The 19,241-nt window shown below is 69.0% G+C and carries 14 protein-coding genes; 8 read left to right on the top strand and 6 right to left on the bottom strand.

Annotated features, from left to right (window positions below; translation table 11 throughout):
- Positions 1 to 121: 121 nt before the first annotated feature.
- Positions 122 to 1,312, bottom strand: coding sequence for a DUF2510 domain-containing protein (locus tag EDD39_RS40505; protein WP_244257533.1), 1,191 nt, complete (start codon positions 1,310 to 1,312; stop codon positions 122 to 124).
- A gap of 284 nt (positions 1,313 to 1,596) precedes the next feature.
- Between EDD39_RS40505 and EDD39_RS38175 the strand changes: the two genes are divergently transcribed.
- The 4 genes from EDD39_RS38175 to EDD39_RS38160 all read left to right on the top strand — a co-directional run bounded on the left by EDD39_RS38175 (position 1,597) and on the right by EDD39_RS38160 (position 7,407).
- On the top strand, positions 1,597 to 2,352 hold the full coding sequence (locus EDD39_RS38175) for a gamma-glutamyl-gamma-aminobutyrate hydrolase family protein (RefSeq protein ID WP_123564323.1): 756 nt from the start codon (positions 1,597 to 1,599) through the stop codon (positions 2,350 to 2,352).
- A gap of 197 nt (positions 2,353 to 2,549) precedes the next feature.
- Positions 2,550 to 3,593, top strand: a complete 1,044-nt coding sequence (locus EDD39_RS38170; protein WP_123564218.1) for a cation diffusion facilitator family transporter — start codon at positions 2,550 to 2,552, stop codon at positions 3,591 to 3,593.
- A 92-nt stretch (positions 3,594 to 3,685) separates the two neighbouring features.
- A complete protein-coding gene (locus tag EDD39_RS38165) occupies positions 3,686 to 4,642 on the top strand; it encodes a 5'-3' exonuclease (protein WP_123564322.1) in 957 nt (318 codons plus the stop codon).
- Positions 4,643 to 5,412: 770 nt separating this feature from the next.
- Positions 5,413 to 7,407: a hypothetical protein gene (locus EDD39_RS38160; protein WP_148089612.1), complete on the top strand. Its 1,995-nt coding sequence runs from the start codon at positions 5,413 to 5,415 to the stop codon at positions 7,405 to 7,407.
- Positions 7,408 to 7,545: 138 nt separating this feature from the next.
- Here the strand turns inward: EDD39_RS38160 and EDD39_RS38155 are convergent, their stop codons facing one another.
- The 3 genes from EDD39_RS38155 to EDD39_RS38145 are packed head-to-tail and all read right to left on the bottom strand — an operon-like array spanning position 7,546 to position 11,124.
- Positions 7,546 to 9,471 (bottom strand): hypothetical protein, encoded by a 1,926-nt coding sequence (locus tag EDD39_RS38155; RefSeq protein WP_123564216.1) that lies wholly within the window; start codon positions 9,469 to 9,471, stop codon positions 7,546 to 7,548.
- Positions 9,468 to 10,049, bottom strand: coding sequence for a hypothetical protein (locus tag EDD39_RS38150; RefSeq protein ID WP_123564215.1), 582 nt, complete (start codon positions 10,047 to 10,049; stop codon positions 9,468 to 9,470). Before EDD39_RS38150 ends, EDD39_RS38155 begins: the two co-directional genes overlap by 4 nt.
- Positions 10,039 to 11,124 carry a dsDNA nuclease domain-containing protein gene (locus tag EDD39_RS38145; RefSeq protein WP_162870362.1) on the bottom strand — a complete coding sequence of 362 codons (1,086 nt, stop codon included), beginning with the start codon at positions 11,122 to 11,124 and terminating at the stop codon, positions 10,039 to 10,041. Before EDD39_RS38145 ends, EDD39_RS38150 begins: the two co-directional genes overlap by 11 nt.
- Before the next feature lie 1,101 nt (positions 11,125 to 12,225).
- Here EDD39_RS38145 and EDD39_RS38140 point away from each other — a divergent pair.
- A complete protein-coding gene (locus EDD39_RS38140; RefSeq protein ID WP_123564213.1) occupies positions 12,226 to 12,510 on the top strand; it encodes a hypothetical protein in 285 nt (94 codons plus the stop codon).
- A 69-nt stretch (positions 12,511 to 12,579) separates the two neighbouring features.
- On the opposite strand, the gene EDD39_RS38135 is transcribed toward EDD39_RS38140, so the two are convergent.
- The gene (locus EDD39_RS38135) at positions 12,580 to 12,879 is read right to left on the bottom strand and encodes a hypothetical protein (protein WP_123564212.1); all 300 of its coding nucleotides are present in this window, start codon (positions 12,877 to 12,879) and stop codon (positions 12,580 to 12,582) included.
- Between the two features lie 72 nt (positions 12,880 to 12,951).
- The gene (locus EDD39_RS40100; protein WP_162870361.1) at positions 12,952 to 14,079 is read right to left on the bottom strand and encodes a hypothetical protein; all 1,128 of its coding nucleotides are present in this window, start codon (positions 14,077 to 14,079) and stop codon (positions 12,952 to 12,954) included.
- A 121-nt stretch (positions 14,080 to 14,200) separates the two neighbouring features.
- On the opposite strand from EDD39_RS40100, the gene EDD39_RS38125 reads away from it, so the two are divergent.
- The 3 genes from EDD39_RS38125 to EDD39_RS38115 form a co-directional block, all read left to right on the top strand.
- Positions 14,201 to 15,229, top strand: a complete 1,029-nt coding sequence (locus EDD39_RS38125) for a PIN domain-containing protein (protein WP_123564211.1) — start codon at positions 14,201 to 14,203, stop codon at positions 15,227 to 15,229.
- Positions 15,230 to 15,659: 430 nt separating this feature from the next.
- A complete protein-coding gene (locus EDD39_RS38120; RefSeq protein WP_208765786.1) occupies positions 15,660 to 16,505 on the top strand; it encodes a lipase family protein in 846 nt (281 codons plus the stop codon).
- A gap of 47 nt (positions 16,506 to 16,552) precedes the next feature.
- Positions 16,553 to 19,241: caspase family protein (locus EDD39_RS38115; RefSeq protein WP_208765785.1), on the top strand; the 2,689-nt coding region annotated here is incomplete at its 3' end.

Raw genomic sequence — 19,241 nt, 5'->3', positions numbered from 1 at the left:
GTGGTGCAGACGGGTGGCCGGTCAGGTCGCGGTGCCGCCGGTCAGGTCGCGGTGCCGCCGGTCAGGTCGCGGTGCCGCCGGTCAGGTCGCGGTGCCGCCGGTCAGGTGGTGGTGCCGCCGGTCAGGTGGTGGTGCCGCCCGAGCCGCCCGGGAAGGAGCCGGCGTCGACCTTGGTGATGCTCTTCACGATGCTGTCCATCTGGTCCGGGCCGGGGGCCTTGTCGGCGATGTCGAAGCCGAAGTGGACGGCGGTCAGCGCCTTGCCGTCGGCGGTCGGGAAGACCACCGTCTCCACGTAGCCCGGGTTGCCCTTCGCCGCGTCGACCTGCCAGCGCACCAGGTAGCCGGAGCGGCCGGCCACCGTGACCGCCTCGTTCTTCAGCTCCTTGTGGCCCTTCAGGTCGCCGTAGGATTCCTTCGCGGCCGCGGCGATGTCGTCCTGCGCGGCCTGCTTGGCGTCGGTGCCGCTGATCTTGCCGGTGGTGACCCCGCCCAGCGAGCAGTTGTCCGCGCCGTCGACGCAGGTGTAGCTGCCGGTGTAGATGCCGGCGTAGCCGTCCTGGGTGGTGCCGCCGGTCCAGCCGCTCGGGATCGGCAGCGAGATGCCGTTGACCATGTCGATCGCGGTCTTGGCGTTCGTCCCGCTGCCACCGCCGTTCCCGCCCAGGCCGCCGCCCGGGCCACCGCCGGTGCCGCCCTGGCCGCCACCACCGGTGCCGCCGTTGCCGTTCCCGCTGCCGCCGCCGAAGTCGAACGGGTTGCTGGGGTTGCCGTTCTCGCTGCCGTTCCCGTTCCCGTTGCCGTTGCCGTTCCGGCTGCCGCCGCCCTGGCCGCCGCCGAAGCCGTTGCCGCCGTAGTGGCGCCCGTCCGAGCTCGGGGCGGCCGCGGACTTGGTGCCGTCCCGGTGGCCGTCCATCGCCAGGTAGGTGACGCCGGAGCCGACCGCGAGGCCGAGCACGGCGGCGACCGAGGCGGCCACCAGGACCGGCTTGGACGGCTTGGACGACTTGCGGGGGGCCGGCTCGGCCGCGAACTGCCCGGCGTACGGGGGCAGCGGCGGGTAGTGCACGGTCTGCCCGGAGGCGTCCAGCACGGTGCCCTCCAGGACGGCGGTGTCCTCGGGGCCGGGAGCGCCCGTGCCCGCGGCGGGGCCCGGGGCCGGTGCGGCGTCCGCGGGCTCCGGCTGCGCTGCGGGGGCCGGGCGGGTCTCGGCGGTCCAACCCTTGCCGTCCCACCAGCGCTGGGGGCGGGGGTCGCTGTCGGTGTCGACTGGGTCCGGGTACCACCCGGCCGGAATCTGCTGCTCGCTCACGGTAGAGACCCTAGGGGGCTGCGGATAAGCGGGAAATCAGCGCGGGGCCGCAAATGGGTGTCCGGCGATGAGATTCCGGTGAGAATCGCCCGATCGCCCCCGCCGGGCCCCCGCCGGCCCCCGCCGGGCCGTTCCCGGGGCGGTCCCGGGGCGGTCCCGGCCCGGCCCCTTGTGCCGTCCCGGCTCCGGCGGGGGGCGTGTGCTGTGCTCCACGCGCCTGATGGGGCGCGTGCGGGTGGTGGGTCGCGCGGCAGGGGGCGTGCACGGGCGGCAGAATGCGCGCCATGACTTCTCGCCCCGTGATCGGCATCAGCACCTTCCTCACCGACGCCGGCTGGGGGCGGTGGGACAGCATGCGTTCCGTCCTGCTCCCCGCGCGCTACCCCGAGCTGGTGCGCGAGGCCGGCGGGATCGCCCTGATGCTGCCGCCGGACGCCCCGGAGCACGCCGCGGCCGTGGTGGCCCGGCTGGACGGCCTGGTGATCGCGGGCGGCGAGGACGTCGACCCGGCCCTGTACGGCGAGCGCCCCCACCCGGCGACGGTGGCCTGCGCCCCCGAGCGCGACCTGTGGGAGGCCGCGCTGATCCGCGCCGCGCTCGCCGCCGGCACCCCGCTGCTGGGCATCTGCCGGGGCATGCAGCTGCTGAACGTGGTCTGCGGCGGCTCGCTGTTCCAGCACCTGCCGGACGTGGTCGGCGAGGAGCTCAGCCACCTCGGCGCGCCCGGCGAGTACGGGCGGCACGCGGTCCGCCCGGTCCCCGGCACGCTGCTCGCGGACCTGCTGCCGGAGGAGTCGGTCTCCGTCCCGACCTTCCACCACCAGGCGGTGGCCCGCCTCGGCGAGGGCCTGACCGTCAGCGCGTACGCCGAGGACGGCACCGTCGAGGCGGTCGAGGGCGCGGGCTTCACCGTCGGCGTCCAGTGGCACCCCGAGCAGGGCGAGGACCTGCGGGTGGCCCGCGCCCTGGTCCACGCGACCCGGCTGGCCCCGCTCACCGCCCCGGCCGTCCCGGTCGTCCCGGCCGCTCCCGTGCGCTGAGGTCCCACCCGCCGGGGCTCCGCGTCCGGTCGGCCCAGTGCGGTGTCCCCCGTTGGGCTGGTTCCCGCCGGGGTGCGGTGCGACCTGCGCCGATGCGGGGCGCGCGGGAGAACGACAACGGTCACCACTGCAGCCTTTGGATCTTCCTCCGATCTGGGGTTCACTGCCGGTACGGGCAGCAGAGCGGAGGGACCCCGATGGCCGGACACGACCACGACCACGAGCACGGCGGGCACGGCGGCCACGCCGGGCACAGCCACGCGGTCTCGGCGGACGCGGACCGCAAGTGGCTGTGGAGCGCCCTGGTCCTGCTGGTGGTGTTCATGGCGGGCGAGGTGGTGGTCGGTTTCGCGGCCCGCTCGCTGGCGCTGATCTCGGACGCGGCGCACATGCTGACCGACGCCGCGTCGATCGCGCTGGCCCTGGTGGCGATGCGGCTGGCGGCGCGTCCGGCGCGCGGCGGCTACACGTACGGGTTGAAGCGGGCCGAGATCCTCTCCGCGCAGGCGAACGGGGTGACGCTGCTGGTGCTGTCGGCCTGGCTGGGCTACGAGGCGGTGACCCGGCTGGTCTCGCCGCCCGCGGTGCAGGGCTCGCTGGTGCTGGTGACGGCGCTGGTGGGCGTGGTGGTGAACGTCGCGGCGACCTGGTGCCTGTCGAGGGCGAACCGGTCCTCGTTGAACGTGGAGGGCGCGTTCCAGCACGTGCTGACCGACCTGTACGCGTTCGTGGCGACGGCGGTGGCGGGCGCGGTGGTGCTGTTCACCGGCTTCGTCCGGGCCGACGCGATCGCCTCGCTGGTGGTGGTGGCGCTGATGCTGCGGGCCGGGACCGGGCTGGTCCGGGACTCCGCGCGGATCTTCCTGGAGGCCGCGCCGGCCGGCATCGACCCGGACGCGGTGGCGGACCGGCTGGTGGCCGTCCCGCAGGTGGAGGAGATCCACGACCTGCACATCTGGGAGATCACCTCCAACCAGCCCGCGCTGTCGGCGCACGTCCTGGTCACCCCGGGCGGCGACTGCCACGCGGTGCAGCACGAGCTGCAGCGCCGGCTGCGCGAGGAGTACCGGATCACCCACGCCACCCTCCAGGTCGACCACGTCGGCGAGGACGGCCCGGACGGGCTGCTGCAGATCTCCCCGAACAGCGCGGCCGCCGCGGCCTCGGCCGGGGAGCAGGCCCGCGACCACTGCGGGGACACCCACGGGCCGGTGCACCGCTCGGGCCCGCACCCGCACTGACGGCGCATCACCCCGGGGCTGTCGGCGGGATGCGGCATGATCGGGGGGTGACCGCACCGACCGCTCCGAGCGCCCCGACCGCGCCCCGCCTGATGCTGCTGGACACCGCCAGCCTCTACTTCCGCGCCTACTTCGGCGTCCCGGACTCGCTGCGCTCCCCGCAGGGCGAGCCGGTGAACGCGGTGCGCGGCCTGCTCGACTTCATCTCCCGCCTGGTCCACGACCACGGCCCGGACCAGTTGGTCGCCTGCACGGACGCCGACTGGCGCCCGCAGTGGCGGGTCGACCTGATCCCCACCTACAAGACCCACCGGGTCGCCGAGGCCGCGCAGGACGGCGAGGAGGAGGTCCCGGACACCCTGGCCCCGCAGGTCCCGGTGATCGAGCAGGTGCTGGACGCCCTGGGCATCGCCCGGGTCGGCGTCCCCGGCTACGAGGCCGACGACGTGATCGGCACCCTGGCCACCCGCGCCACCGGCCCGGTCCGGATCGTCACCGGCGACCGGGAGACTGCAGATTACCAACCCGCGCGCGTCCTGATCGTGACAGGCGACAGAGACCTCTTCCAGCTCGTCGACGACGCCCGCGGCGTCCAGGTCATCTACCCGATCAAGGGCGTCGGCAACGCCGAGGTCATCAACGAGGCCTTCCTGCGTGAGAAGTACGGCGTCACCGGCTCCGAGTACTCCGACATGGCGGCCCTGCGCGGCGACCCCAGCGACGGCCTCCCGGGGGTGAAGGGCATCGGTGAGAAGACCGCCGTGCAACTCATCCGCGAGTACGGCGACCTGGCCGGCATCCGTGCCGCCGCCGCCGACCCGCTCTCCAAGCTCACCCCGGCCCGCCGCAAGAACATCCTCGAAGGCGCCGCCTACCTCGACGTCGCCCCCACCGTCGTCCGCGTCGCCACCGACATCCCCCTCCCGGAGTTCGACCCCACCCTTCCCACCGAACCCCGCGACCCCATGGCCTTGGAAGACCTCTCCGCCCGCTGGGGCCTAGGCACCTCCCTCACCCGCCTCCTCGACACCCTCACAGCCACCTGCTAAGAACGGAGCCCGCGTCCGTCTCCGCGCGGGCTCCCCGGCACGTCCCGAGACTCGGTGCCCCTTCCATGCGACGGCTCCAATAGTCAGGCGCAACAGGTTCGAGCTGTGCTACGACTTCTGAACCGGCCTCCAAGTGCCATCTGGTCAGGCCCCCATTCCATGGCGCCTGACCTGCGCATATGCATCTCATGAGCTCTCGCTGTTACTCACCCTCCTCGCCCTCATGTGAAATGGCTGTGAAATGACGGCGGTGAAAGCTGACTGCGGATCAGCAAGGTGAAGCAGACCACGGGGGCTGCTTCACCACCCACGGAGCGTGACAGTCCTCGTGTGCGCTCACCGCATCCCGCCCAACGCAGTCACGGCGATCGCGACCCATCAGGTCTTTCGGCCACGGCTATCGCTGAGTGTCACACGGATCCTTCCTGGAGGTCCTCAAAGGCCCTGAGAGGTACAGCCGAGCTCGCAGCACCGCTTCCGAAGACGCAGAGCGCAGCAGGGAATCTGGCAAGGAGCTGCGGATTCTGAACGAGCCCGTCAGGCGTCAGAGCTCCAGTCGGTAACCGCGCTGCTGTTCATTGGCCTGCGAAGGTGAGCATCAGCGTGGCAGGGTGTCGCCCATGAATCCAGGTGCAGCGGCAAGTTACGGGGCGTTGTTCACGGCTACGGTGCGCCCGGCTCGGGCCGTCTACCTCATTGCAGAGGCGAGTGAGGAAGGATTCCGGCGCGCTGTACGAGAGGCTTGCACCCGGTGGGCCGGGGCGTGCGAGGTGATCGTTGAGGTCAGGTCCGACGGTTCTATCAGTGACGAGCACCGTCGAGTGGTCGAACTGGCCGAGCCCGAAGGAGCGGTGAACGTCAATGCCTCGGTCGAAGCGGCAACGACGGCAGCCGAATCGCTCGGGTTGGAACTCGTGTCTTCGATCGAACACATCGACCAGTTGGGGTGGACCGCCTTCTCCTGCAACCCTTCCGATCTGGGGCTGCCTTCAACAGTGGACGGCACCAACGGCCATGTGATCGCCTCGGCTGGCGGAAGCCTGTGGGAGGCGACCGCGGCAGGTGACTTGAGCCATGAAGTCGAGCAGGCGCTCCGCTGGGAAAGTCTTGTGGTGCGCCGGCCACGTTCACCTGACGAGATCGGCCGCGCGCAGCTGTGGCAGCACACTTTGCTGGACCGCACGGTGGCGTACTTCGGCGAGAACACGGCTACCAGGATCGCCAATGGCCCCACAGTGCTCTGGCTGACCGGCGATGACGGTGAGCTGGCGGACTGCCTGGCATTCTGGAACGTCCGGGCCCTGCGTCCGCTGCGCTTCGCAGCAGTTCCCATGTACTTGTTGCCAGCCACGCAGCTGAAGGACTGGGCGGGATTCCCGGAACAACTCGCCTCCCAGCTTCGACGCTTGGACGAGTTCTCGGTGGATGTCGTCATGACGAGCCGGAGCCTGGACTTCACCGTGCTGGACGAAGTCGCCGCCTACCTCGGCCTGCACAAGCCGACGGAGGATGGGCTCGTGCTGAAGCACGATCTCCCCCGAACCGAGAGCCTGCGCACCGCACCGTTCACCTACCTCAATCGCCGTGATGCGACCGTCTTCTCGTCCTTCACCCGGATATACGGCGAGCAGTGCTATGTAGATGTCCCAGTGGTCCAAGACAAGATCACCTTGCGTTTCACGAGTCCCGTTCCCTTCAGCTCTACGGTCAACGTGCTCATCGGCTTTGAGGGAGCTCCTTTCGCGGCTCTACCGAAGACCGACTCCGTGGCCCGGCTTGTCGACAGGAACGCCCGCTGGCGCAACGGCGCCATCGAGCTGGCGACCTTCGTGCGGCAGGAGTGCCGGTTGGAGCTGAACGTTCCGACCTTGGCCTCGGCAGGGGCAGCACTTCTCACCGAACGAACGGAACGGTACGAGGTGTCCGAGAAGGGCGCGGTGGGAGTCGGGCTCACGGACGATGCCGCCATGTCGGTACTGAGCGCCTCGGGGGTCCTGGAGAGCATCCAGAGACTCACGACGCCGCGTACCGAGCACATGGCGAAAGCCCTGCGAAGGCTCCTGCCGAACACGCAGGATGATCTGAGCGAGGCGGAGCGGGAGTTCGTGGAACGGTGGGGCAGTCGGAGCGAACGCGTCTTCAAGAGCTCGGCCAGTCTCGGATACGGAACGCACGCGGATGCTGCTGACCGGCTGGAGCGGCTGGCCGGCATCAGTTGGGTCGAACGCGGCCTGACCATCAAGTGCGCCGCGTGCGGGATCAGCAGTTTCCTCCCGCTCTCCCGTGTGCCGGAGCGAGGGCCAGGCACCTGCCCTGGATGTGACACCCTCGGCGGCTACGTTGGCTCCACTCAAGGCCCCACGCTGTTCTACCGACTTGACTCCCGCATCGACCGGGCTAGCGACCAGGGGGTACTACCCCATCTGCTGACGATCGCGGCTCTGAGCCGGAGGTTCGAGCGCAGCTGGTTCCTGCCTGGCCTCGATCTGTGGTTTCCCGGGCAGCCAAAGAAATCGGAGGCCGATCTGTTCGGCATCGCGGACGGCAAGGTCATCACAGGCGAGGTCAAAGCGTCCGGCGCTTCGTTCACCGAACCTGGCCAGATCGAGAAGGACCTCAACATCGCCGCCGGACTCAACGCTGACATCTACGTCATGGCAGCGATCACGCCCATCCCCAATGACGCCCAAACGCTGGCCGAAGCCCGTTCCAAGGAGAGAGGGATCGAAATCATGATCATGGGGCCAGCCGAACTATGCATGTAAGACCGTCCGCCTCTGCTGCAGCCAAGCGTGCCGGGTCCACCCAGCAACATGGCAGGCCGACGCTGACGACATCCTCCCCCGCTGACCTGACTGACACCGACTTCGGAGAACCCCGAGGGGGTTGGCTAGGAGCCAGGATCAGCCGGGGGACTCTCCGATGTAGGCGGTCCGCATTCGGATCTGCTTGATCGTTTTCATGGCTCCGGGCACTGGAACTGCCTGGGTGGAGATGACCTGGGCGCCTGTCTCCTCGGCAGCCTTTGCGATGTCCCGTAGGACGCCGTGAACAACCTCGTTGGCGATGCCCTGCTGGAACGGGTTATCGAGCATCAGCAGCCCGGGGTACGGGCAGTCGCCGTCCATGTCCTTGGCGAGGAAGAGCAGAGCTCTGCTGTAGGCGAGGAAGAAGAGCACCGTTGCTTCTGCCCCGAGGGCTTGGTGCCAGGGCCGAGTGCCCACGTAGAAGGTCAAGTCGTCGGCGCTGATCGCCACGTTGCCGTCCACCCACACGTCGGCGCGGTGACGGTCGAGGAACTCGTTCATCCTCTCGGCGAACAGTGCGCAGCGATCGAGCGGCGTCTTGCCGGGGCGGGGTGCGTCATCAGCCTGACGCTGGTGGTGCTCAAGGCGTCGGGCTGCCGCCGCAGTCGCTTCGGTGGCGGCGGCCTTGCGGGCGATCATCTCGTCCACGGCGGGCAGCGCCGTGAGCTTCTGCTGTAGTCGGGCGATTCGGGCCGCCATCTCTTCGAGTGTCGTCATGAAGGGTGCGAGACGGGCGGCCCGCTCGGTGTTCAGCCGTGCTGCGAGTTCGTGGCGACGGTCCTGGGCCTGCTGACGATCCGTCTTGGCTTGTCCGAGGTCCCGGCGGGTGCGGGTGATGGCCTCTTCGAGGTCTTCGTCCTCGGCGGTCAGTGACCGCTGTTCCAGTTCCCCGCGGCGCCGGCGCTGGTCGTGGGTCACGGGCTGCGTGCAGACGTAGCACGTTCCCTCCGGGTGGTCCCGGTGAATATCGATCTTCTGTTCGCAAGCGGGGCAGAGCCGTACCGGTAGGCTGCCGAAGACGTCCACCGAGGCGATCAGCCGGTCCATGCGGGAGATCTCGGCCTTAACGGTGTTCTGGGACTGGACGTGAGCCGCGAGAACCTGTTCGAGGTCGGCGATCCTCTCGGCTGCCTGGACGAGTTCCTGGGTCGCCCGCTCGTACTGGCTGGCGAGCGTGGCGTCGTAGCCCGGTGTCGTGCCCTCGGGACGGCCGGGGACCAGGAGGAGTTCGATCTCGCCGGTGAGCCGGCGACGCTCCTCGTGGACGAAGTCGAGTTCGGCTCTGAGGTCGGCCCGGACGGAGTCGACCTGGCGCTGGGTCCTGGCGATGGGAATCTGCAGGTTCTCACACACCGCAGCGACGGCCCGGTCCGTGCTGTCGTGAACTTCCCTCTCAGCCGCTTGTGCTTGGAGGAGGTTGCGCTCTGCTGCCGCGAGGGCGAAGTCGTTGTTGTCGTAGCGCGTGGGGGCGAACCCGAGGAGGTAGCTGATCACTGCTCGCCGGAGGTACTCCTGCTCCTTATCCGCGAACTGGATCCAGGAGTCCTCGTTGCGGTGGATGTGGCGCAGCACGCTACGGAAGCTGAGGGGTACGAGCTCGGTGGCGGTCGCGGCACGGATGCCCTTGGGAACGTTGATCCTGGGCCAGCCGAGTACGTGCAGGATCCGGTCGGAGAACTCGGCAACGGGAAATTCGTTGCCGTTCACCGTGACCTTGCCCCGGTGTCCGTACTGCAGGTTCCGGCGGATCTCGGTCGGATTCCCGTTGATGGTCAGCTCGGTGATGATCTCGACGTACTCGTCGGCGACCGCCGCCTTCAGGGCGTCGGCGGGGCTGTCTGAGTTGCCGAGGCAGTAGTCGATGGCCCTGAGCGTGGTGGTCTTCGAGCTGTTCCTGACGCCCTGGATGATGTTCAGGCCGGCCGTGTTGAAGTCATACCTGTCGATCTCGCCCGATGTGTGAACCAGGGTGACGGCGTTGACCCGGAGCCCGGGTCGGGAGAGTGCCGTGGGCTCGGTCATGGCCTGATCTCCTGGTGGTAGGCGAGTTCTGCGACCTCAGCGGGGAAGAGCCGGTAGACGAGGTCCTTCAAGTCGGTGCCGGACCAGTCGGCGAGGTTGCCACGCATGGCGTGGCAACGCATGACTATGGGGCGGAACTCGTCCATCGCCGCCAAGGTGGTGGCGGCCTGCTTCCCCTTGGCCGTCAGGCGGACCCGTTCCGGTTTGTGGCTCGTGGTGACGGTGATGAGTTCGCGGGCTGCGAGGAACGCCAGAAACTGCCGGTAGCGGGGATCCCAGGGGCCGAAGCGGTAACGGATCATCGGCGCCTCGACCTCCTCCGGCATGAACGCGCGGAAAGCCGTTTCGTGGTGGACCTCGTCCGCGAGAGCCCGGTGCGCGCGTTCGAGGAAGATGGGGTAGCGGAGGAAGAAGTCGAGCTTGGCGAGCTTGGTGCGACCGGCGATGTGCGGTCCGGGCTGGCTACCGCATTCGGCGAGCAGGAGGAGTAGCCGGGAGGCGTGGAAGTCGGGCGAGTCGTCCGGGTCCCAGGGCCGGTGGAGCGGCGGGATGGCGCTCCTGCCGATGCTAGGAGGCATCGGCGTACCGGTTCTGGCAGCGGGCGGTGATGTCCGCGAGGACCGCGTGTGCTCGGGCAAGGGTCACCGCCCCGCTGCTCACCGCCGGAAGGTTCTCGACCCGGGAGAGCGTCTCGAAGTACGCTTCCGATCCTGCCTGGATCCGTCCGGCCCGGCGCTCGGCCATAACCCGGGTGCAGACCGCGAACACTTCGTCAGCGAAGACATCCATCTGCTCACTCACTGGACCGACACTGGCCCGCTGAGCTCTGCGGTACCTGAAGACCTTCTCCTTTTGGGCCTCTGCCTCCTCGGCCGACACCCCAGCGACCGCGAGCTTGTCCGCGAGTTTCGTCAACGGGGCGGTAGTGCCGTCCTGCCGTCGGCCCGTGGACTGCGTGATGGCCAGCAGGATCATGTCGCGGAAATCCATGGCCGACACGGCACGCGGCTGCGGAGCCATCGCGTCGCGGGCGATGCGCACCAGAAGCCGCACCATGATGTCCTCGACCTCGGTGCTCAGCGGTGCCTGTCCGAGGTGGCTGCCCACGATGGGGCTGAGCCTCCGTATCGCACGGTCTTCCACCTCATCGATGGTCCTGCCCGCGACCAAAACCTCAAGGCGGTCAACGCACCAGCCGATGTCGCGCTCATTCGGCAGGACGACGCCACGGAGCCGCTTGACGATGTTTTCTCGGGTCTCCGGCGGGATAGGACCCCGGGGCTTGCCGCGCTCGGTGACGAACACGTGGAAGTCGGCATGCGGGCTCTCGTTGACGATGAAGGTGAAGCGGGCGTTGTCAGAGAGGGGTTTACCGAGGAACAGCTTTCCCAAGTAGCTGCTTTCGGGGTTCTTCTTCAACCGAGGCAGGCACACACCGGCGACGCTGTGGCGCTTGCCAGCTTCTTCGATGGTCTTCACCTGGCGGTAGACCGGCGCGTCTCCGTCGACGCAGACGATGTCTTCCAGGTCTTCCCAGGAGACTTGCGTCCACATGCCTTCATGCATGTCGAGGCAGTCGAGGAGGGTAACCGCGTCCTGGTACGCGAAGCCGCGCCGGCTTCGGCGCCCGCCGTCAGCTGGCGCCGAAGACACTCGTACTCCGCCCTGCTGCAGGAGGCCACGTCGAGACAGCCATTGGCTGCGTTGGCCGACGGCGCACCAACACCACCCCTTAGATGATCCGTTGAGGATCGGCCAAGTAGACCATCGGGCGACAGAACGTGGCAACGGTTATGACGGGTACCCATTGCCGATCCTTCACAAGCGCCTGCCTCCTCATGCACAGGTCAGTCTGGCTCTGAGGAGCGACCACCGGTTCTGTCGCTGGAGGGTCTTGGGCTTGATCTGCTATGACGAACACCCCCAATCCATGGGCTTCGACCCCGGAGGGATGATGTCCATGATGGAGAGTACGGGGAAGACGCCACACCCTCGCCTCTCGTTCGCTCCAGAGTTCAAGACCGGGATCGTCGAGCTGTGCCAACGAGGTGGCCACTCGGTCGGTCAAGTCTGCAAGAAGATGTTCGTTGACAAACTCTTGCGGAGATTCATCTCAAGGCGCACCGCTTTCTGCTCCACTTGCTTGACACCGACTCCACGCTGATGTCCTCGGCAGCGGAGCAGATCGTCCACAATTGAAGCCCTGACCGGCAGACGTCGGGCGTCAGCACAAAATGTCGTGGATCGCGTCGAAGGCGTTCGGGTTGACGCCGCACCAGGCCCAGGTGCCATGGTCTGCAGATTTACGAGTCAGTCCCTCACGGCCGCAGGAAGCAGCCCCGCAGCAAAGTGGCAGGGTGCACGCCCCAATAACCGGTTTCACTCCGAAAAAATTTTTTACTTTGAAGCTTCGTGTCGAATTTGAACCAATGACCCCAGCTTTACAAGTTTTCGGCAGGCAAGCCCCTGACCTGCACAGATGCGACTGACAGGCCATCTGACCTGCGAAAGTCGCTCTCGGTAACTCTCCTGACCTCCCACCGTCTCTCGCCCTCATGTGTGCCGATTCCGTGCCGCGACGTGGTCCCCGGTCACTGCCGCTCCCCTGCCGCGCCGTCCGTCGGCGACCTGCGCACGTGCCGCAGAACCAGTGCCCCACCGTGGACACTGGGCGAGGCTGGACTCCACCGCACGCCCATGAAGATCACCTTTTCACCGCCCAACCGATTACGGACTGCAACCAGAGGAGTAGAAGTGGACGTACACAACGTGATCACTGGAGGCGTCTTCGGCTCTCCCGTGATCCAAGTGGGTGTCGTTTCGGAAAATAAGAGCACTGCGGGCAAGCATTTCCCGGAGAGCAGCCATCGACAGTTTCCGGAGGACGTCGCCTCGGCTCTCGCCACCGATGGCGAAGCGGTGAGGCTCAGCCGTGGCGAGTACGCCGCTGTAATCGCCGTACTGCAGCACTTCAGCACGGCCAGCTCGCCGGAAGGCGAAACGGTTCAGCTGCTGGCCAGCCGCTTGGAAGGACGCTGAGCAACTGGGGCGCGGCGAGCAGGCGCTCGCCGCGCCCCCAGTTCGAGAAGCAGCTTGGCGGCGGTCCGGCTACTGGGATCGCGGCCGGCGGGGGCGGGCGAAAGGAATCGCAGACCATCCCTGCTCCAGGACCGCGTTGTGCTCCAGGAAGTCGTACCGGGAGAACATCTGGCGCAGGTACGCGACGTTGGCGTCGATGGCGGCGTGCAGCATCTCGGCCAGGCTGGCGCCGGTGATGGTGACCGCCTGCTCCAGTTCGGTGATGGAGGCGAAGATCACCGGGATCTCCGGCGCGGGGGCCAGGGTCGCCCGCTGTGCGGGAGTGTTGATCTGGTGGAACTGCTCGGCCACCAGCACCATCGCGATCATCGGGCGGTCGTTCGGGATCTCCGCGAGTTCCGGGTGGTTGCCGGAGCGAATGAAGTCGACCGACCTGTTGATCTACTCAAGGACGCGTTCGAAGTGTTTGGCCAGCTTGGTGGGGAAGTCCTCTCCGCCGAGGCGGAGCTTTTCGCTGGGGCGGGTGGACTTCACTTCGACCAGCAGGACCAGGTCGGGGAAGACGACGAAGAAATCGATGGTCTTCTTGGACTGGTTCTTGGACAGCTTGACCACGATCTCGGGGTGGACCTCGGCGTCCGGGATCAGGGCGAGTTGGCGGCCGACGTAGCGCTCGAAGAGCCGGCCGACGTCACGGGTGAACGCCTTGCCCCACTCCGAGTTGTTGTCGCCCCCGGTGTAGTAGAGGCCGAGCGGGGTGGCCTTGCCCAGCACCGCGGCCGGCACCGGCACGACGTAGCCGCCCGGGATGCCGCCGACCAGCGGGCGGGACCGGAGCGGGTTGCGGGTGTAGCGGCGCAGCAGGGGGTCGCTGTTGGTCGGGAAGGCCGCGCGGAGCTTGGTCTTGGTCGTGACGAAGTGCCGGTTCAGCACGGCCTTCGCCTGGGCTGGGGTGCGGAGTCCGTCGAACTGGTCGTACTCCTCGACGGGGTACCGGTCCAGGGTGAACCGGCCGCGGCGGCGCAGGTTCGGGTCGTTGGTGGCGCAGGCCCAGACGAGGTTCGCGATGCCGATGTAGTCCGCCAGGGAGCAGCCGAGCAGTTTGTGGTCCCAGCCGGGGAGGACGACCTCCAGGGGGTCGTCCGAGTCGTCCGGGTAGGGGGTCTGCTCCAGCAGGGCGATGGAGCGGCTGAGCTGCGAGTAGTCGTCCTCCTGCCAGGGGCCTTGGAGGTGGAGGGTCCGCTGGAGGTAGTCGTTCCAGCGCTCCATGCCTTCCGGGGCGCGGGTGACCGGGTCGTCCAGGGCCAGGTAGAGGTCGAGGATCTGCCGGAGGTCCGGGCTGGTGGCGTGGGGGCGGCCGTCCCGGCCCAGGGCCAGGGAGACCAAGGCCGCGTCGAGCAGGGCCCACGGCGTGTACAGGCCGAGACCGCGGTCGGTCAGGTCGCGAACGGCTGGGAGTTCGGCGCTGGTTGCCGCGATCAGCTGCGTCAGCGAGTTCGGGTCGTACCGCAGGACCCGTTCGAAGTACTCGGCCTCGGAGACGGGGTAGGGGGAGAGGATTCGCCGCATATCTGTGGATTGTCCGCCTCCACGGGGCGGTGCGCATCGGGTTTTCACTTCACGGGCCGGGGCCAGGTGGGCTGTTGGGAAACCTGTGATTGCTCCGGCTGCCCCGCACTACGATTCGCGGATGAACGAGATGGCGCCGACCGGACGGCGCACCCTGCACCAACGTGGGCTGCTGCGTCGTGCGCTGTTGGACACCTCTGTCCTGACCACCGACATCATCGCGGCCACCCGGCGGCCGAGCCCGTCTTCGTTCGTCGCCGGAGCGCGGGCCGGAACAGTGCGCTGCCTGGTGCCGGTGCACGTGTCGGAGGAGGTCCCGCGGGTGCTGGCCGACCGGCACCGCGAGGGCGGCCGGTTCGACCTGGAGCGGGCGCTGGAACTGTGGCGGTCCCGGTACGCGCCCGTCCTGTACATCGTGGATACCGCCGGCCTGCCGATGACCGCGCAGGGCAGGGTTCTCGCGGGCCGGGACGCCTCCGACGTACCGATGCTGCTGCTGGCTTCGGTGATCGCCCCGGTGGTCATCATCGGCACCGACGCGGACCTGGTCGACAGCGGACTGGCGAGCGCCAACTGGGTCGCGCTGCGCAAGGCCCTGGGCGACGTGGGGGTGACGGAGGGGCAGATGGCCGACATCGAGCGCTTGACCGACACCCTGGTGGGCGGCTTGGCCCGGGGGATCGCGGGAGGAGTCGACCGCGGGTTGACCCAGATCGTCAAGCCGACGCCGAAGCAGTGGGCGGCGATCGCGGCGGTGGGTGCCGGGACGGCCGGAGCCCTGTACTGGTGGAACAGGAAGCGCCCGCGCACCTCCTCCCAGCGGTCGCCGGTGCTGTCCGTGCTGATCTCCCGCTTCTCCACGCAGATGACGGAGCTCTCCGAGCGACATGCCCGGGGTGAAGACCTTTGGAGTCAGGCGGAGTTGGGGACGCCCGGCAATTCACTGCTGCACCAGGTGGCCCGTACGCTGGTCGGCTCCCGTACCCCGCTGACCCGCACGGCGCTCGTGAAGCGGCTGGGCGAGGGCATCCCCGGCACCGGGCACACCGAACGGATGGCCGCTGTTCGGGAGGTGCTGAACAGTTACCCGATGTTCGTGGACACCACGGGCCAAGGACACTGGCAGGTCGGTCGACTCGGTGGCGGGTAAACGGGAAATTGCTTGGCAGATCCACCTTCGAGAGAGCTCGATGCCACTGCCGAGCAGTGGCATCACATCGTCCACAGCCCGTGAATAACACCGAGGTTGAGCAAGCTCCACCCGCCGGCGACATGGGACGCCAACGGATTCGGGGCCGTACCCGGTCCGGACGGACCTGCTGCGAGCACCGTTGGAGTCGCTGCTCGGCAGGGCGCTGTCGACGGCGAGCCGGCAAGGGCCTGCTGGTCGGTCGCTGTCCGCAGTGCCCGCCGAGGTGTTAGGCGGGCTGTCGGCCTTCCAGGTGAGCTGGGAGCACCGATCTCCGGATTCGCCGGACGCGCGGGGTGCGAACTGGTAGGTGTGTGAGGTCTTTAGCCGGTTGGGTGCTTTCGCCTGTCGTGGGGGTGGGTTCGTGGCTCGGGTGGTGTGTGTGCACGGGATGGGGCAGCAGGTTCAGGGGGAGGACCGGCTGCGGTCCGTGTGGTTTCCGGCGCTGAGTGACGGGCTGCGCCGGGCCGAGGCCGACGGCCTGTTGTCGGAGTCGGATGTGGCGATGGGGTTCTACGGGGACCTGTTCCGGCCGGCCGGACAACTGCTCGCGGCGGGTGATCCGCCCTACACGGCCGGGGACGTCGAAGTCGGCTTCGAGCAGGAGCTCCTGGCCGCCTGGTGGCAGGCAGCGGCCGAGACGGACCCCGCGGTGGTGGCGCCGGACGCCGACGAAACTCTGGTGGCGATTCCCCGAACGGTGCAGGCTGCCCTGCGGGCCCTCTCCGGTTCGAAGTTCTTCGCGAATCTGGCACTGCGGGCTGTGGTCGCGGACCTGAAGCAGGTACGCGCGTACCTGACGGACCAACAGACGCGCGAGCAGGCTCGGGAGCGGGTGATGGCGCAGATCAGCCCCGACACACGGGTGGTCGTGGCGCACTCGCTGGGATCGGTGGTGGCCTACGAGGCGCTGTGCGCGCTGCCGGGGCACGGGGTGCGGGCGCTGGTGACGATCGGCTCGCCGCTGGGCATCCCGAACCTGGTCGTGCACCGCTTGCAGCCCACCCCGGAGCAGGACGGCAAGGCCGTACGCGGAGCGTGGCCGGGCGGCGAGCAGTTGGTGTGGACGAACCTGGCTGCGACCGGTGACGTGGTGGCGCTGGTGAAGGACCTGCGCCCGGTCTTCGGGGAGCAGTTGCGCTCGGCGGTGCTGTCCAACGGAACGCACGCGCACGACGCGACCTCCTACCTGACCGACGCGTTGTGCGGGAAGGCGATCGCCGAGGGCCTGGCGTGAGCGGTGCGGGTGACGGAGGGCCGCGGCGATACCTGATCGCCGCGGCGGTGGCCGGCTACCCGAAAAACCGGGAGTGGGATCGGCCGGGCCTGGCCCAGGCCCGTGAACAGGTGGTCGAGCTGTTCACCACGACGCTCGGCTACCAACTCCACGACCCGCTGCCGCTCAGCCCGACCAAGCAGCAGCTGACCGACGCCCTGCGCGCGTTCTGCGCCTCCCCGGAGCGCCGGGAGGACGACCTGCTGGCGCTCTACCTGTCCTGCCACGGCGAGATCCTCGGCGACGGCGAGGAGCATGTCCTGCTCACCGCCGACACCGACCCCGAGGACCTCGCCTACACTGCGCTGCCCACTGCGGAGCTGACCCGGGTGCTGCTGCGCGGCACCCGAGTCCGGCGGGTGTTGCTGATGCTGGACGCCTGCTACGTGGGCCAGGGCGGCAATGAGATGGTCGCCGCCGCGCTGGAGCGCGTGGGCGCGCTGTGGGGCAAGGGCACCGGGTCGGGGCTGGTGGTGGTCTCCTCCGCGCAGCCGCACCAGCCGGCCCTGGCCGGGGCGTTCCCGCAGTTGCTGCAGGACGCGGTCGCCAGCCTGCCGGTGGCCGGGCACGGCCCGCAGGCACTGTCGGTGAACGCGCTCATCCAGCACATGAACGACTCCAAGGACCGCCCCGGCCACCAGCGCATCGGCCTGACCATGGTCGGGTTGGACGGCGAGGTACCGCCGTTCTTCCCCAACCCCCGCCACGACGTACGTCTGACCGAAGTCGACCTCGCCCTGCAACAGGCCGCCGCCTTCAACGAACAGGACCAGCGCCGGGAGACCGAACTCGTCTCCCGCCTGCTGGTGCGCGCCATGGGCTACCACCAACCCGCCGACGAAGACGTAGACCCCGCGTGGTGGTTCAGCGGACGCCACACCGCCCTCCACGACCTAGCTGTCTGGCTCAACCACCCCGCCGCCCAAGACGACGCGGCCTGCCGGGTCGTCACCGCAGCCCCCGGCTCCGGGAAGACGGCCGTTCTCGGACTGATCGCGGCTCTCTCCCACCCCGAACGCCACCGCACCGTCCCCACCCACACCCTCGGCCTGCCCGCCGACCTGATCCAACCGGGGACTCTCGACGCCGCTGTCTACGCCCAGCGCCTGAGCGATGCCGACGTCTTGGACGCCCTGAACGCCGCCGCCCGCACCCGCGCCACCAGCGTCGGCGAACTCCTCGAAGCCCTCACCCACCGCCCCCGACCGCTGACCGTCCTCATCGACGCCCTCGACGAAGCCGCCACCCCCGACACCCTCACCGCCGGCCTCCTGCGCCCCCTCATCGAACACTCCCAGGGCCGCATCCGCCTGCTGCTCGGCACCCGCCCCTACCTCCTACCCCGCCTCGGCACCACCCCCGAACAGGAAATCGACCTCGACCACGACCGCTACGCCGACACCCAGGCGATCACGGCCTACGCCATCCGCACCCTCCTAGAGGCCCACCGCCGCTCCCCCTACCGCCGCCGCCCTTCTATGCTCCGGCCCGTCGCCGAGGCCGTCGCCGAAGCAGCAGGCCGCTCCTTCCTCGTCGCCCGCATCACCGCCGCCACCCTCGCCGCCACCCCCACCATCCCTGACCCCACCGACCGTGCCTGGCGCGCCACCCTGCCCCGCCACGCCGGCGACGCCATGCACCGCGACCTCCATCGGCGCCTCGGCGACCAAGCCCAACGCGCCATCGACCTCCTGCGCCCCCTCGCCTACACCCAAGGCCAGGGCCTGCCCTGGGAGGACATCTGGGCACCCCTCGCCACCGAAACCTCCGGCCGGCCCTACACCGACAACGACATCCTGTGGCTGCGCCACCAGGCCGGTTCTTACATCGTGGAGGCCACCGAGAACGGCCGTTCCGCCTACCGGCTCTACCACGAAGCAATGGCCGAGTACCTGCGCCAGGACACCGACCCCCGAGACATCCACGCCGCCTACACGAACGTCCTGACCGACCGTGTCCCCTACCGGGCCGACGCCACCCGCGACTGGTCTCGCGCACACCCCTACGCCCTCGCGCACCTCGCCCACCACGCCACCCAGGCCGGGCTCCTCGACCAGGTTCTCACCGACACCGAATACCTCGTCCACGCCGAACCCCGCAGCCTCACCCCCCACCTCCACCACGCCGACAACCCCGAGGCCCGCCTAAACGCCGCCGTCTACCGCACCGGCCTCCACCTCCACCATGAAGGTGCGCCGTCTGTCCGACGGCAAGTGCTCGCCCTGGACGCCGCCCGCGCCGGCGCCACCGACCTCCACCGCGACCTCACCCACCGCATCCCAGTGGGAACCTGGACACCCCGTTGGGCCACCGGCAGCGCCTTCAGCCCCGCCCTCCGCCACACCTTCACCGGCCACAACAGCAGCGTGACCGCGGTGGCGTGCACCGAACTCGACGGCCGCACCCTCGCCGTCACCCGGCAGCCGGGACGGGACAGTGCGGGTATGGGACCTGGCCACCGGCCGGCCCGTCGGCGAACCCCTCACCAACCACACCGGCAGTGTGTCGGCGTTGGCGTGCACCGAACTCGACGGCCACACCGTCACCGTCACCGTCGACGCGGCCGGCACCGTGCGAGTATGGGACCTGGCCACCGTCGGCCCATCGGCGAACCCTCACCGGCCACACCGACGAGGTGTCGGCGGTGGCGTGCACCGAACTCGACGGGCCGCACCGTCGCCGTCACAACCGGCACGG

The sequence above is a fragment of the Kitasatospora cineracea genome, from assembly GCF_003751605.1.
GTDB lineage: Bacteria > Actinomycetota > Actinomycetes > Streptomycetales > Streptomycetaceae > Kitasatospora > Kitasatospora cineracea.
This window is presented reverse-complemented; position numbering and strand designations above follow the sequence as displayed.